Below are 15,357 nucleotides of genomic sequence, written 5' to 3' on the forward strand. Positions count from 1 at the left end.
AGCAGGGGGATTTAAACGTGAGTGAACTACAAAAGGTAACAGTCATCGGAGCAGGTTTGGCGGGCAGCGAAGCTGCCTGGCAGATCGCAAGCCGTGGTGTGCCTGTCCAGCTATATGAAATGAGACCGGTTGTTAAGACACCGGCGCATCATACAGATAAATTTGCCGAGCTGGTGTGCAGCAATTCTTTACGGGCAAATGGTTTGACCAACGCGGTAGGTGTGCTTAAAGAAGAAATGAGGATATTAAACTCCTTGATTTTGAATGCCGCAGATCGTCATGCTGTTCCGGCAGGTGGTGCGCTGGCGGTGGATCGTGATGGATTTTCCGGACATATTACAGATACCCTTCATCAACATCCGCTTATTGAGGTGGTCAATGAGGAGCTTCAGGAAATTCCCCAGGATGGGATTGTGGTCATTGCTACCGGGCCTTTAACTTCTCCGGCTTTGTCGGAGCAGATTAAATCGCTGATGGGAGAAGAGTATTTTTACTTTTACGATGCAGCGGCCCCGATTGTGGAGAAGGACTCTATCGACATGAGTAAGGTTTATCTGGCTTCCCGCTACGATAAGGGAGAAGCAGCCTACTTGAACTGTCCGATGAATGAAGCGGAATTTGATGCTTTTTATGAGGCGCTGATTACGGCTGAAGTGGCACAAGTTAAGGAATTCGAAAAAGAAATATATTTCGAAGGCTGTATGCCCATTGAAGTGATGATGCAACGCGGTAAGCAGACGGCATTGTTTGGGCCGATGAAACCAGTCGGTCTGGTGAACCCGCATACAGGAGAGCTGCCATATGCTGTTGTGCAGCTTCGTCAGGATAATGCGGCGGGTACACTGTACAATCTGGTTGGCTTCCAGACTCATTTGAAATGGGGAGAGCAAAAGCGCGTATTTTCCATGATACCGGGCCTGGAGAATGCAGAGTTTGTGCGTTATGGTGTAATGCATCGCAACACCTTTATTAATTCCCCACAGCAGCTTCATCCGACCTACCAGTTCAAAGGCAGAAGTAATCTGTTCTTTGCCGGACAAATGACTGGAGTAGAAGGGTACGTAGAATCTGCGGCCTCGGGTTTGCTGGCGGGGATGAATGCAGCCCGTGCGGCGCGTGGACAAGAAATGTTTGTATTCCCTGCGGAAACGACACTGGGCAGTATGGCCCGTTACATCACAACCGCTGATTTCAAGCATTTTCAGCCGATGAATGCAAATTTCGGTCTGCTGCCAAAGCTGGAGACACGCATCCGCAACAAGAAGGAAAAGAACGAAGCGCTTGCTAACCGTGCGCTGGAAAGCTTGCGGGGTTATATCAACGAAGCGGCAGTTATGTCAGAGGAAGTACAGACATAAGGATGAAGGAAAAGGAGGAGCGCGTTATGGATATGTCCTTTCATGCTACCACCATCTGTGCTGTACGCCACAATGGCAAAGGAGCTATTGCCGGTGATGGTCAGGTAACGTTCGGTAACAGTGTCGTCATGAAGCAGACGGCGAAAAAAGTACGCAGATTATACCGTGGTCAGGTAGTCGCAGGTTTTGCTGGTTCAGTGGCGGATGCCATCACATTGTTTGAAAAGTTTGAAAACAAGCTGGAGGAACATCATGGCAATCTTCAGCGGGCTGCGGTGGAACTGGCTAAGGACTGGCGGCAGGACCGTATCCTGCGTAAGCTGGAGGCTTTGATGATTGTTATGGATCAATCCGGAATGCTACTCATTTCCGGGGGCGGTGAAATTATCGAGCCGGACGATGATGTGCTTGCGATCGGCTCAGGCGGCAATTTTGCATTGGCGGCGGCGCGCGCATTCAAGCGTCATGGCTCCGGTATGGAGGCAAAGGATATGGCCAGGGAAGCGCTGGAGGTTGCCTCGGAAATATGCGTTTATACGAACAATCAGATTATCGTGGAAGAACTGTAAATCGGCTCTGAGTATTCAAGGGTGGAGGAGTGCAAAATGAATAATCAATCGTTGACGCCCAGACAAGTTGTATCCGAGCTGGATAAATATATTGTCGGACAGAAGCAGGCTAAAAAATCCGTTGCCGTTGCCTTACGCAACCGCTATCGGCGCAGCAAGCTGCCGGATGATATCCGGGATGAAATTGTGCCCAAAAATATTCTGATGATCGGTCCAACGGGCGTGGGTAAAACCGAAATTGCACGCAGACTGGCCCGGCTCGTGGGAGCTCCTTTTGTTAAGGTAGAGGCGACTAAGTTCACAGAAGTGGGTTATGTTGGCCGGGATGTAGAATCCATGGTGCGTGACTTGATGGAAATTTCGATTCGCATCGTTAAAGCGGAGCGGACGGAGAATGTGAAGGACAAAGCCGAGGATATGGCGAATGAACGGATTGTCAGTATTCTTGTACCTGCGGAGAAATCAAATAAATCCCAACGCAACCCTTTTGAAATGCTGTTTGGCAATAACACCGGGAATTCGGTAGAGGAAGAACCCCCGCAACAGGACACATCCTTGGCAGAGAAACGGCGTAAGGCTAAATTCGATCTATTGTCCGGCAAGCTTGAGGATGAAGTTATTGAGATTGATGTGGAGGATACCGCACCCAATATGCTGGATATGTTTGCTGGGCAGGGAAATGAGCAAATGGGTATGAATATGCAGGAAATGTTCGGAAGCTTTCTGCCAAAGCGGACCAAAAAGCGCAAGTTGCCGGTGAAGGAGGCCCGCAAGGTGCTCATTCAGGATGAGGCTGCCAAGCTGATCGACATGGATGATGTCATTCAGGAGTCGGTGAAACGTGCTGAACAATCCGGTATCATTTTTATTGATGAAATCGACAAGATTGCCAGTCAGGGCAAGGGCAGTGGTCCTGATGTATCTAGAGAAGGTGTCCAGCGCGATATTTTGCCTATTGTCGAGGGTTCTACCATTATGACTAAATACGGCCCGGTAAGGACAGATTATATTCTTTTTATCGCCGCTGGAGCTTTTCATGTTGCCAAGCCTTCTGATCTGATCCCTGAGCTGCAGGGACGTTTTCCAATCCGTGTTGAACTGAGCAGCCTCACATTGGATGAATTTGTGTCTATACTGACAGAGCCTAAAAATGCGCTGACCAAGCAATACACGGATTTGCTTCGTACCGAAGAGATTGAAGTGGAATTTTCGGCGGAAGCCATTCGCGAAATTGCCAGCATTGCCGAGTCAGTAAACCGGAACACGGAAAACATCGGTGCGCGCCGCTTGCATACCATTTTGGAAAAGTTGTTGGAGGATTTGTCCTTCGAGGCTCCAGAGCTTACTTTGGACCGCATGCTCATTACCCCGGAATATGTTCGGGAGAAGCTGGGTGATATTGCCCAAAACAGGGACCTTAGTCAGTATATTTTATGAGTAGAAGCTTTTAAAATAGGATGCGTTGGCTAGAATAACACTATCTTGCACCGTCATATAGACCTAGATGAACGTTCCTTAGATGATTTTACTGTCTATTCCAAAAGTAGGACGTATAATCTTTTACAGGTGCAAAGTGCTAAAAAAACATTCATTTCATTGAAAAAAACCTGAAAAATTTAACATTTTATGCATCGAAAGCCCTCTTTTTTAAAAAAGATAGGGCTTTTTTCTTATTGTAATTAGGTCCCAACTCTACGAAACTTAGAATATATGACAGGAAGCAATTATTTTCTACTTAAGACCTAAGAGAAATGTATAATTATGAAATTTTATTGTCGAAAAAAAGTGAAAAATCTTGTTTTATTGAATCTTACTTTGGAGTAGACGCTGGAAGGAGGAGCTAAATGAATCTGCTGGGTGATATGAGCTTTCAAAAACTTCAGGCAGGTGTTCAGGCAGCAAATACGAGACAACGCGTGATGGCCAACAACATTTCCAATGAGGATACCCCGTATTTTAAGCGTTCAGAGGTTTCATTTGAAGAATTACTTCAGCAGCAAATGGGTGGCGACGTGACACCATTACGTGGAAAAGTAACCAATGTGAAACATTTTCAGATAGGACCTGTGAACTCCATTCCAGATGCTGTGGTTACCAAAGATGGGTATTCTGTCATGAACAACAATATGAATAACGTGGATATTGACAGAGAAATGAGCCTTATGGCTGAGAATCAACTGAGATATAATACCTATATCCAAGAAATTAGTGAACGCATCAAAATGATGAGAACAGCGGTAGAAGGGAGATAGGACCAGGTGAAGATTAACAACGGCTTTGATATCAGCGCATCTGCTCTTACGGCCCAAAGGTTGCGGATGGATGTCATATCAAGCAACATTGCCAACGCAGAGACAACCCGGGCAAAAGTGGAGAATGGACAGGCGGTTCCATATCGGAGAAAAACGGTTGTTTTGGAGCCTAACCAATCTCGGTTTGCCGATGTTTTGCAGGCTCAAATGGATGGAAATAGCACAGGAGCCGCTGGCGTCAAGGTTTCACAAATACAGGAAGATCAGTCACCTTTGAAGCCTGTGTACAATCCGGGTCACCCGGATGCTGATAAAGATGGCTATGTGTATATGCCTAATGTAGACATTATGAAAGAAATGGTAGACATGATTTCCGCAACACGCTCTTACGAAGCCAATGTAACAGCTCTGAATGCATCCAAGGCAATGGTTTCCAAGGCACTTGAAATCGGTCGCTAAGTTCCAGGACTACTAACTACAGAATAGGGAGAGTAGAACATGATTCAGAACGCCATGTTTAATGTACAGACACCGGCAATACAGCAAACTCAATCGCCTAACAATGAGTTGACGAAATCGACGCCCTCCGAATCCTTGAAGGATTTTGGTTCGTTCCTAAAGGATGCGCTCAATGAAGTGGGGCAGCAGGAAGCCGCTACACACACGATGTCCGACCAGTTCATGGCGGGAAAAGTTGATGTTGATCAGGTCATGATCACTTCCCAACAAGCGCTGCTTTCTCTGCAGCTTACTACTCAGGTCCGAAACAAAGCGATTGAAGCCTATCAGGAGATCATGCGTACACAGATGTAAAGAGGGTCTAGCAAAGTTTCGGATGGGGTGACAGAGTGAACGAGAGAATCGCCCAATATCGGGATAAGATTTCCGGGTATTGGAATAATTTCAGTAAAAAACAGAAGATATTACTTGTTTCGACATTGGCATTCATCATCATTGCCATTGTAGTGCTAACGATGCAGTTTACCAAAACCGAGTATGAAGTGGCTTTCCGGGATTTAAACGCAAACGATGCTGCCGGGGTCATTAAATATCTCGATTCTGCGGGTATTCCGTATCAGCTCAATGCTGGCGGGACGCAAATCGCAGTCCCAACCGCAAACGCGGATAAGGCAAAGGTAGATGTTGGGTCTCAGGGCCTAATTCAGAAGGGTTCAATCGGCATGAGTGCCTTTGACCAGTCCTCCTCGGCCATTGGTATGACGGAGAACGAGTTCAATGTGAAGTACAATAACGCATTGAACGGCGAAGTGCAGCAACTGTTGGAACGGATGGATGGTGTCCAAAGCTCCAAAGTTGTCATTAATATGCCGAAGGAAAACATTTTTGCCGGGCTTGAAGAAAAGGACAAAGCTTCTGCTTCGGTTCAAATGGAATTTGAACCTGGCTTTACGCCAAATCAGCAAGCCATCGACGGATACTTTAATCTGGTAAAGACGGCAGTGCCGAATTTGCCTGTAGAAAACATTACCATCACCAATAAGGAGTATGAACTGATTCCAACGGCCAAGGGCGGTCAGGGAGGTCTCTCCAGTGGTGTTGAGGAAAACATGGCTCTGCAGAAGAAGTTTGAGAGCGATGTAAGGAATAATGTCCAACAATTTTTGTCGAAAATTGTTGGCGAAGACAAAGTGAATGTGCTGGTTATGTCCCAGCTAAATTTCGACAAAGTAACGTCGAAAGAGCAGTTGGTCACACCAGTTGATCAAGCGAAAATGAAGGGCATTGAAATCAGCGCCCAGCAAATTCAGGAAAGCTACACTGGTAGTAGTGGACAAACCGGAGGAGTCGCAGGCACAGGAACACAGGATGTACCTGGTTACCCTGGAGGAAGCAATTCGGGCAATACAAGCTCAGATAAGAGCTCAAGCACAATTAATTACGAAGTTAACCGAATTGCCAAGGACATTATCCAAAGTCCTTACACTGTAAAAGATTTAACCATTAATGTAGCAGTTGAACCACCAACGGGGCAGCAAACTTTGGATACAGCAACTCAGGCCGCAATCCAAAACATCTTGGTTAATATCGTAAGAGCTTCATTAGCGAATTCCGGGGTTACTATTACAGACGCTGATTTAGCCAAAAAAGTTTCAGTGTTCTCTCAATCCGTACCGACGCCAGCGAACACCAACACGTTTTTCTCAGCTTCCAACCCTTGGGTATGGGGCATCGGGGCTGCTGTACTGGCACTGTTGGCAGGCGTAATTTTCCTGATTGTTCGCGGTCGTCGTAAGCAGCAGGAAGAAGAATTAGATGAAGATCTGCAACTTATGCCAACACCGACGGAGTTCCCGTCCATTACCATGGAAAGTGTGACAAATGAAAGTCAAGTGCGTAAACAGCTTGAGAGTCTGGCGAAAAAGAAACCCGACGAATTCGTCAATCTGCTTCGTACATGGCTGGCTGACGAATAGAGGTGAGTTCATTGGCAAAAGCAAGCAGTCAAGGTTTAACGGGAAGACAAAAAGCGGCAATTCTGCTAATCACGATGGGACCGGAAGTATCTGCTCAAATATTCAAGCATTTGCGTGATGAAGAGATTGAGCAGCTTACATTGGAAATCGCCAATGTGCGGAAGGTCGATGCAATGGAAAAAGACTCGATTATGGCTGAGTTCCATCAAATTTGTTTGGCTCAGGAGTACATTTCCCAAGGCGGCATCAATTATGCCAAAGAAATATTGGAAAAGGCACTCGGGTCGCAAAAAGCAGTTGAGGTCATTAACCGTCTGACGGCGACGTTGCAGGTGAGACCGTTCGATTTTGCCCGCAAGGCTGATCCAAACCAGATTTTGAACTTTATACAGAACGAAAATCCACAGACGATTGCTCTCGTGCTCTCGTACTTGCAATTTGAGCAGGCGGCGGCAATTCTGTCGTCCCTGCCACAGGAAAAGCAGGCTGAGGTGGCCCGGCGTGTCGCTGTAATGGACAGCACTTCGCCGGAAGTCATTTCACAAGTGGAACGTGTGCTGGAGCAAAAGCTGTCAGCAACCGCGACGCAGGATTACACGAATGCGGGTGGTATTGAGTCCATTGTTCAGATTTTAAATGGAGTAGATCGCGGAACAGAACGCACGATCCTCGATTCGCTTGAAATTCAGGACCCAGAACTGGCCGAGGAAATCAAGAAAAGAATGTTCGTATTCGAGGATATCGTCAATGTGGACAACCGTTCCATTCAACGTATTATCCGCGATATCGACAATGCCGATTTGCAGTTGGCGCTTAAAGTGTCCAGCGAAGAAGTTCGCGATGTGATTTTCCGAAATATGTCGAAACGGATGGCAGAAACTTTCAAAGAGGAAATGGAGTATATGGGACCGGTACGGCTGCGTGATGTGGAAGAAGCACAGACTCGCATCGTATCGACGATCCGCAGATTGGAAGAGGCTGGTGAGATTATAATCGCACGCGGCGGAGGAGATGACATCATTGTCTAACTTGATCAAATCTTTCCAATATGTGCCTGTTGAAGCTTTGAAAACCATTGATGTGGCACATACGTATGCGCCGGAAACGTCGGACGAGGAAGTCACAACTGAACATATAGAGCCGGAACCACAGAAAGATTACGAGACTGAACGGCTCCGGGACGAAATGCTGAATGATGCCAAGGATTTTGCCGAACGGCAGGTTCGTGAAGCGGCTGAAGAAGCGGAACGGATGCTTCAGGAGGCACAGCAGCAGATTGAAGCCTGGTGGCAGGAACGCCGTGAGCAGGACGAGCAGTTAACAGAGTCCTTAAAGGCTGACGGGTTTCAGCAAGGCTATGAGGAAGGCCAAAAGTTGGCTGAGGCTGAGCTTCAGGTGAAATCGGAACAGATGATGGTAGAAGCACAGGATATTTTGCGTCAGGCCTATGAGACCAAGGAGCAATTGATTCAGGAGGCTGAGCCTTTTCTGGTCGAGCTGAGTAGTGCTATTGCTGAGAAAGTTATTGAAAAACAGCTTAGTATTGAGCCTGAATATACAATTGAGCTCATTCGTAAAAACTTGGCTCGTAAGCGAGAAAAAGGAACAATTACACTGTGTGTGTCGCCTCAGCATTTCGCATTTGTGCAAGGTGCACGCGAAGAATTGTCATTAACTGTCGATTCGCAGGCAGAACTGCAAATTATTCCTGATGGAACTGTGAAGGATCGCGGCTGTGTTATTCGTTCTTCCTTTGGAAGTGTGGATGCACGGATAGATACACAACTGGTTGAGATCAAAAAGGAACTGCTGCGTCTGGCACATGAGAACGAGGAGCGAAGACATGAAGGGGCTTAATGCGCATCGCTACATGGATCATTTGCGACAAATAGACCCGGTTCGGGTAAACGGCAAAGTGACGCAGGTTATCGGTTTGATGGTGGAATCGGAAGGTCCGGACGCCAGTATCGGGGATGTTTGTTACATTTATCCGGGTAAAACGGCTAAGCCACTGCAAGCGGAAGTTGTAGGCTTTAGAGACAACAAGGTACTTTTGATGCCGCTCGGAGAACTGCAATCCATTGGTCCCGGCTGTGATGTCGTAGGAACTGGGAAGCCATTGAACGTGCAGGTGGGATCGGAGCTGTTAGGTAAAGTGCTAGACGGTTTGGGCCAACCATTGGATGGTTCGCTGATTCCCTCACGGATGGCGAGATACTCGACCTTCAACATTCCATCGAATCCGCTGAGTCGCCCGCGTGTACAGGAGCCGATCAGTATTGGTGTACGAGCCATTGACGGATTGCTTACCATCGGTAAAGGGCAGCGGGTCGGTATTTTCGCAGGCTCCGGTGTAGGTAAGAGTACCCTAATGGGAATGATTGCCCGTAATACGGAAGCAGATGTGAACGTAATTGCTCTGATCGGGGAACGTGGACGTGAAGTGCTGGACTTTATTGAACGGGATTTGGGTCCGGAAGGGCTTGAACGCTCAGTAGTCATCGTGGCAACTTCCGACCAACCCGCGTTGATCCGTATTAAGGGTGCGCTCATTGCAACGACGATCGCTGAATATTTTCGTGATCGCGGATTGAACGTCATGCTGATGATGGACTCGGTTACCCGGTATGCGATGGCGCAACGTGAAGTAGGACTGGCAGTCGGGGAGCCACCAGCGATGAGGGGTTATACCCCTTCAGTATTCGCCAGTTTGCCCAAGTTGCTGGAGCGTGCGGGAACCGGGCCTACAGGTTCCATAACCGCTTTTTATACGGTGCTGGTCGATGGTGACGACATGAATGAACCCATTGCGGATGCGGTACGCGGGATCTTGGATGGGCATATCGTGCTCAACCGGGGGATAGCGAATAAAGGACATTTTCCCGCAATTGATGTGTTAGCCAGTATTAGCCGGGTCATGAAGGATATTGCACCACGTGACCAGATTGACGCTGCCGAGAATATTAAGCGCCTGATGGCGGTTTATAAAGATTCAGAGGACCTGATTAACATTGGGGCTTATCAGCAGGGTTCGAATGCAGAAATTGACGAATCCATGGACCGCATACGGGATATATGGGATTTTACAAGGCAAAGAACAGATGAAAAGGTTGAACTGGACGAGGTTCGTGAGCGTTTGATTTCTGAATTTACGAGGAGATGAAGGTTGAACGATGAGATTTCAGTATTCCTTTCAGAAGGTTGTAGACTTGAAAACCAACGAAAAGTCACAGGCCGAATGGTTGCTTTCCAGTGCTGTTGGACAATTGCAGGCTGAGGAGCAGACATTGATACAGCTACTAGGCGAAAGGAATCGGGTCATATCAGCCATTCAAAAGGCTGCCGAGGATTGTGCGCCGCTCTCTACCATTCAGGAATTACAGGCTTACGTAAATCATCTGGATCAATGTATCACACGCAAGCATAGGGACGTTCAATATGCGCAGCAAAATGTGCAAAGCAAACAAACCGTTTTGACCGATAAAATGCTGGATGAACAAGTTTGGCTGAAAGCGAGAGAGAAGGCCAACGTGAAATTCCAACAGGAAATGCTCCTGCGCGAGCAGAACGAGCTGGATGAAATGGCTTCCGTGAGATTTGCCATGAAAGCCCGGTAAGCGGAAGGTCACAGGATACGCATATCAGCTGCCTGAGGAGGAAGACGATGGCACGGAATTTAGCAGAAAATGAACTGGATATGGATTTGGAAAAAGAGTCAGGCGGGGGATTTGAACGGTTTATGTTTTTCCTGATTCCAATTGTTTTTACAATCGTTCTGGTCGGGGTCCTGCTTACGCTGTTCAACATGGATTTCAGAAGTGAAATGATTTCATTGGGAAACAAGATTCCGATTGTGAAGAATTGGCTTCCTGAACCGAAAGACAAGGTTGCCAAGAGCAAAGAGGCTGATCAGAAAGCCCAGTCCCAAAGCTCCGAAGCCACTATCCAGCAGCTTAAGGCAGATTTGGCCAAGCAGACAGAAGAACTTAAAAAGGCTAGTGATGCCAAAGCGACTCAGGATAAAAAAGTTACAGAACTTCAAAATCAGGTTAGTACGTTGCAAACGCAACAGGAACAACAGCCGCAGGCCAGTCAGCAGGGACAGACACAGACAGGTACGCAAGCGGCAGATGGAACAGCGAATGAAGACCCATATGTAAAACAGGCCAAAGACCTTGCTTCTATGTATGAAGGAATGACGGCAAGTAAGGCAGCACCGATTATGGAAAACTTGACCACCGAAGAAACGGTACAACTGCTAAGCTATATGGACCCAGCAAACAGTGCGAAGATCTTACAAAAGATGGATGCTAAAAAAGCAGCCGATATCACGATGGCTCTGAAAAACGTAACGCCATCTACTGATTTGTCTTTGGCTGCGTTGCAGTCACGCTTGAAAAAGGACCAGAGCACTGCAGCGGGAAAAACGAGTAAAAATCTGCAAAATACTCAAATTAGCAGTACATTCGCTTCCATGGACAAGAAAAGCGGAGCCGAGCTTATTTTACAAACTTACAAAATCAGTCCAGACAAGGCATTAAACATATTAAACACAGTAGATGATTCGACACGAGCTTCTTTACTGCAAAATATGTCTGCGAAGGATGCTGCACAGACGGCGAAAATTTTGAACAAGCTGATGGGCAGCAAGTGATTTGAATGAAGGGAGGTGAAAAAAAAATGACGCTTATTTCTCAAAGTGTATCTCTCAGCAGTTCCAGTCAGACGGCTGGTAGCACAGCTAGTACAGCGACAACTTCAATAGCAGGGACAGCAGCAGGAGCCACAGGCGGTGCTTTTAATCAGACGCTTACGCAAATGATGACTGGTGGGCAAACGGGTTCTACAAGCACAGATTCTGGGAAATCTCCATTAGTTATGGTGCTGCCGTTGATTACTGCCGGAGAATCGACAGAAGCTTTAGCAGAACCGCTTGTTGAGACATTGGCTCCATTACTGCAAAATCTTGAAAACTTAGATGATCAGGTAACAACTGATCCAGCCTTGTTTGCAGCTCTGCAGTCGTGGGTTCAGCAAGTACAGCAGTTTTTAGGCGGTGGAGCGGAGCAGCAAACAGACGGGGCAGGAACGAATGAGGCGACAGGCTTAACGGCTTTGGCAACTCATCCAGCTACCATTCGGTTTGCATTACAGGATGCTTTGTCACAGCTTGCAAATGTAGCGAATCAGGCTACGGGAGACCAAAAGTCCCAGATTACACAGCTGTTACAATCGCTTCAAAATACGACGGCTGGTACGGGAGCTTTTTCCGATGAGCAGTGGACCGGCGTACTGAAAGCTGTGGAGCTTGCTGATGGCGCAAATTCACAAGCAGCTCAGCCTTCCGCGAATCGGGCGAATGGCACTCAGACATTAACGACTGTTTCTACAGGCAAACAGGTAGTTGCTACTGAGCAGCAGACGAGTCAAGGTGGGACAAGTCAGCAAGGTACAGAAGGACAACGTTCATCAGCTAATATTCATGTTCAAGCCGCTGTTAAAGCCACTCCAACGGATGAAACCGGTGCAGTAGTAGACGTAACCGAGCAGACTGATCCGGCAGCGACCGACAGTCAAACTTCTGTGATTACGACCGCAGGCCAGCTTTCGGTGCAGACGCAAGGCACAACTCCTTCGGCTCCGGCGCAGCCTGTTGTACATGTACGACAATTTGCTAAGGAAATGACGGAATTTGTAGTGCAAAAGCTTGATATCGTGAAGCATTCTGGGTTAACGGAAGCGACTATCATGCTTCGTCCAGATCATTTGGGACAACTGGAAGTTAAACTGACGATGCAGAATGGGCACTTGGTCGCCCAGTTTATGACTGAGCACAGTGGAGCTAAGGATTTGCTCGAACAGCAAATGTCACAGCTGCGCGCAAGTCTTCAAAGCCAGGGTATTCAGGTAGATAAAGTGGAAGTGACGCAAAATGAATCACTCTCTTCCCACATGTATCAGGATGGCCGTGGATCAGGTGCAAATCAGCAGCAGCAATCCGAGCAACGTTCCAAGTCGCGGAGTAGGGAAGAAGCCGAGGATGCTCTAAAGGTAGCTGAAATGGCGGAGGAACTCCGCAATTGGACAGCAGAACAACGCACAGATGATGTAAATCGGACAGGCTCCTTTACAGCACAAGCGTAGCATGGAGGTGAGAACACAATGACGACTACGGACAATAATGTATCCACCAGTAACGTCTGGCCGAATTACAACGTGAATAACGTCAAAACGGCAAGCGCCAAGGATACCAAAACGATGGGTAAGGATCAATTTTTGAAAATTTTGATTACCCAGCTCCAAAACCAGGACCCAATGCAGCCTCTGGAGGATAAGGAATTTATCGCGCAAATGGCGCAATTTTCTTCCGTGGAGCAGTTGATGAACATTTCTACCCAGTTGAATACGTTGGGACAGTCTTTAGGAATATCCTCCGGTTTGATTGGAAAAGAAGTCAGTTGGATTGAGGCTGGTAAAAAGGATTCGCTTACGGGTGAAACGGGCGCAGGTGCGGTGAAAAGTGGAATCGTGGATTCCATCGTTATTCGTGACGGTGTACAGTATGCCAAAATCGGAAAGTCAGAGGTAGCCCTGAAAGATGTGACATCGGTAAGCCAGGCTCAAACAACGGCTTCCTCGGCAGGGACATCGGATACTACAACTTCTTCCTCTACTGGAAGTGGTGAGACACATGAATGACCGGATAACGGTCGGACGTCTTTTTCCCGCCAATGTCCCTCCGGCAGCAATCTCGCAGAACCGGGTAAATCCGGTACCTAAGGATGGTAGGCCATTCGGACAGGTGTTGCAGGATCAAGTACTCAAGCTGAGCAACCATGCAGCAAAGCGCTTGGAGCAGCGGGGGATAGAACTGAGAAGTGACCAGATGGCGAAGATTAACTCCGCTGTGGATAAAGCAGCTGCCAAAGGCGCCAAAGAATCATTGATTTTAATGCAGGATATGGCGTTGATTGTAAGTGTGCCCAACCGGACAGTAGTTACCGCGATGGATAAGCAATCCATGCAGGATAACGTATTTACGCAAATTGATAGTGCCGTTATTATTTCATAGAAAATTTAGCAAGAAGTGGCTGGCCCGAGCAGGAAAGTCATGAAGAAGCCGCGGATCGACTGATGCGGTTAATCGAGCAAGCATTCAGAGGAGGATTTATACTCAATGTTGAGATCAATGTATTCGGGTGTATCGGGTATGAAGGGCTTTCAAACAAAGCTGGACGTTATCGGTAACAACATTGCAAACGTAAATACAACAGGCTTCAAGTCCAGCCGTGTCATGTTCAAGGATATTTTGAGCCAAACGAGTTCAGGCGCAAGTGCGCCGGACGCAACGACTACTGCGGGGCAAAACGCCAAGCAGGTCGGTTTAGGGGTATCGGTCAGCTCAATTGATACACTTCATCTTCCAGGTAGTGCCATGACTACGAACAATCCGACAGATTTGCGGATTAACGGTGACGGATTTTTCCTGGTCAAAATGAATGATGCACAGGAAGTTCCTTATCTGACTCGCGCGGGTGATTTTCACGTGGATGCGAACCGAAATTTGGTTACCGCAGATGGGTTTTTCGTAGGAGACGCGGGTGGGGATCCGATCACACTTGCTGACAATGTGACATCGTTCTCTATCTCGCAGGACGGTACGATTGTACAACAATTGGATGATGGCACAGTAGACAATGGCACGCAAATTGGTATAGCCAGAGTGACAAACCCCGAAGGCTTGGAGAAAATCGGAGGTAGCTTGTACCGTACCACGGTTAACTCCAACATTGATGCACTTGAGCCTGGAGTAGCTAATTCGGAGGGCCGGGGCGCTATCATTGCGGGCCAGTTGGAAATGTCCAACGTCGATTTGACAGGTGAATTTACCGAAATGATCGTGGCGCAGCGCGGCTTCCAGGCGAACTCGCGTATCATTACGACCTCGGATGAAGTGCTTCAGGAAGTTGTAAACTTGAAACGATAATCGCATCTAAACGCGGGGAAGTAAAGGCTTCCCCGCTCCTATCAGGAGGTTGGTGTAACGATGATCCCGTTAACGCGGCTGAACGGCTCGCCTATGTGGCTTAATGCTCTGCTCATTGAGACTGTGGAGGAAACGCCGGATACATACGTCACTTTAGTGACGGGGAAACGGTTGATTGTATTGGAAAAAGCGGCAGATGTCGTCTCCTTGATCAAGGGTTACAGCCGTGAAATCGGCATACATGCCGCCACGATAAAAGTGCAACAAATGGAGGAAGACGAATGAAAAAGATGCTGCCATGGCTCATTACAATTTTACTCGCGATTACTTTGATTGCAGGTGCGGCCTTTGTACTTATACCAGCGCTTAGTGGGAAGAAGTCGGAAGCCACTCCAAATGCGCAAGCTGCTCAAGCAGAACAGCTTCCCCGACTGTCAGCAGATGAATTAGTGGAAGTGAGTTCTGAAATTACCGGTATCAAAACAAATTTGGCAGACGCTGATTATATTGTCCAAATGAACCTTTCCTTTCAATTAAACGATGCTAAAGCAAAGGAATCTTTTGAAAAAATCAAGGACATCAGTATAAAGCCAATCGTTATTCAATTACTTGCAGACACCAAGCCTGATGAGCTGAGAACAGCTAAAGGCCGGGACCAGTTCAGTGACAAGCTGACGGATCTCATCAATAAGTCGCTCCCTGAAGGTCACCTGGGGAACGCCAAAATTACAGACTTTTTGCTGGCAGCCATTTGAT

18 protein-coding genes are annotated in these 15,357 nt (G+C 47.4%); all 18 read left to right on the forward strand.

The features are described from left to right. Positions 1 to 17: 17 nt before the first annotated feature. Positions 18 to 1,358 (forward strand): FADH(2)-oxidizing methylenetetrahydrofolate--tRNA-(uracil(54)-C(5))-methyltransferase TrmFO, encoded by a 1,341-nt coding sequence (gene trmFO / locus NST83_RS10030; protein WP_342417486.1) that lies wholly within the window; start codon positions 18 to 20, stop codon positions 1,356 to 1,358. 26 nt (positions 1,359 to 1,384) lie between these two features. Beyond that, positions 1,385 to 1,927, forward strand: a complete 543-nt coding sequence (gene hslV, locus NST83_RS10035) for an ATP-dependent protease subunit HslV (RefSeq protein ID WP_014281071.1) — start codon at positions 1,385 to 1,387, stop codon at positions 1,925 to 1,927. 36 nt (positions 1,928 to 1,963) lie between these two features. After that, on the forward strand, positions 1,964 to 3,364 hold the full coding sequence (gene hslU, locus NST83_RS10040) for an ATP-dependent protease ATPase subunit HslU (protein WP_137062715.1): 1,401 nt from the start codon (positions 1,964 to 1,966) through the stop codon (positions 3,362 to 3,364). A 407-nt stretch (positions 3,365 to 3,771) separates the two neighbouring features. Beyond that, complete coding sequence (gene flgB / locus NST83_RS10045; protein ID WP_137062716.1) at positions 3,772 to 4,179, forward strand: flagellar basal body rod protein FlgB; 408 nt, start codon at positions 3,772 to 3,774, stop codon at positions 4,177 to 4,179. A gap of 6 nt (positions 4,180 to 4,185) precedes the next feature. Then, on the forward strand, positions 4,186 to 4,638 hold the full coding sequence (flgC, locus tag NST83_RS10050; RefSeq protein ID WP_137062717.1) for a flagellar basal body rod protein FlgC: 453 nt from the start codon (positions 4,186 to 4,188) through the stop codon (positions 4,636 to 4,638). A gap of 39 nt (positions 4,639 to 4,677) precedes the next feature. Beyond that, entirely contained in the window at positions 4,678 to 4,992 is a 315-nt protein-coding gene (fliE, locus tag NST83_RS10055; RefSeq protein ID WP_137062718.1) for a flagellar hook-basal body complex protein FliE, read from the forward strand. 35 nt (positions 4,993 to 5,027) lie between these two features. Then, positions 5,028 to 6,614: a flagellar basal-body MS-ring/collar protein FliF gene (gene fliF / locus NST83_RS10060; protein WP_137062719.1), complete on the forward strand. Its 1,587-nt coding sequence runs from the start codon at positions 5,028 to 5,030 to the stop codon at positions 6,612 to 6,614. Positions 6,615 to 6,625: 11 nt separating this feature from the next. Continuing rightward, complete coding sequence (gene fliG / locus NST83_RS10065; RefSeq protein ID WP_137062720.1) at positions 6,626 to 7,642, forward strand: flagellar motor switch protein FliG; 1,017 nt, start codon at positions 6,626 to 6,628, stop codon at positions 7,640 to 7,642. Then, the gene (locus NST83_RS10070; protein WP_137062721.1) at positions 7,635 to 8,471 is read left to right on the forward strand and encodes a FliH/SctL family protein; all 837 of its coding nucleotides are present in this window, start codon (positions 7,635 to 7,637) and stop codon (positions 8,469 to 8,471) included. The genes fliG and NST83_RS10070 overlap by 8 nt, the downstream gene beginning before the upstream one ends. Continuing rightward, positions 8,458 to 9,777 carry a flagellar protein export ATPase FliI gene (gene fliI / locus NST83_RS10075; protein ID WP_342417487.1) on the forward strand — a complete coding sequence of 440 codons (1,320 nt, stop codon included), beginning with the start codon at positions 8,458 to 8,460 and terminating at the stop codon, positions 9,775 to 9,777. Before NST83_RS10070 ends, fliI begins: the two co-directional genes overlap by 14 nt. 10 nt (positions 9,778 to 9,787) lie before the next feature. After that, positions 9,788 to 10,231, forward strand: coding sequence for a flagellar export protein FliJ (gene fliJ / locus NST83_RS10080; RefSeq protein ID WP_044644869.1), 444 nt, complete (start codon positions 9,788 to 9,790; stop codon positions 10,229 to 10,231). A 47-nt stretch (positions 10,232 to 10,278) separates the two neighbouring features. Further along, positions 10,279 to 11,268, forward strand: coding sequence for a kinesin (locus tag NST83_RS10085; protein WP_342417488.1), 990 nt, complete (start codon positions 10,279 to 10,281; stop codon positions 11,266 to 11,268). A gap of 26 nt (positions 11,269 to 11,294) precedes the next feature. Continuing rightward, positions 11,295 to 12,758 (forward strand): flagellar hook-length control protein FliK, encoded by a 1,464-nt coding sequence (locus NST83_RS10090; RefSeq protein WP_342417489.1) that lies wholly within the window; start codon positions 11,295 to 11,297, stop codon positions 12,756 to 12,758. Between the two features lie 18 nt (positions 12,759 to 12,776). Beyond that, entirely contained in the window at positions 12,777 to 13,313 is a 537-nt protein-coding gene (locus NST83_RS10095) for a flagellar hook capping FlgD N-terminal domain-containing protein (protein ID WP_137062724.1), read from the forward strand. Continuing rightward, positions 13,306 to 13,686, forward strand: coding sequence for a TIGR02530 family flagellar biosynthesis protein (locus NST83_RS10100; protein WP_134910133.1), 381 nt, complete (start codon positions 13,306 to 13,308; stop codon positions 13,684 to 13,686). Before NST83_RS10095 ends, NST83_RS10100 begins: the two co-directional genes overlap by 8 nt. A 105-nt stretch (positions 13,687 to 13,791) precedes the next feature. After that, positions 13,792 to 14,601: a flagellar basal body rod protein FlgG gene (flgG, locus tag NST83_RS10105; protein ID WP_342417490.1), complete on the forward strand. Its 810-nt coding sequence runs from the start codon at positions 13,792 to 13,794 to the stop codon at positions 14,599 to 14,601. Between the two features lie 60 nt (positions 14,602 to 14,661). Continuing rightward, the gene (locus tag NST83_RS10110) at positions 14,662 to 14,886 is read left to right on the forward strand and encodes a flagellar FlbD family protein (RefSeq protein ID WP_014281086.1); all 225 of its coding nucleotides are present in this window, start codon (positions 14,662 to 14,664) and stop codon (positions 14,884 to 14,886) included. Further along, positions 14,883 to 15,356, forward strand: a complete 474-nt coding sequence (locus tag NST83_RS10115; RefSeq protein ID WP_014281087.1) for a flagellar basal body-associated FliL family protein — start codon at positions 14,883 to 14,885, stop codon at positions 15,354 to 15,356. Before NST83_RS10110 ends, NST83_RS10115 begins: the two co-directional genes overlap by 4 nt. Position 15,357 lies beyond the last annotated feature (1 nt).

The organism is Paenibacillus sp. FSL R10-2782, assembly GCF_038592985.1.
Classification (GTDB): Bacteria; Bacillota; Bacilli; order Paenibacillales; family Paenibacillaceae; genus Paenibacillus; species Paenibacillus terrae_C.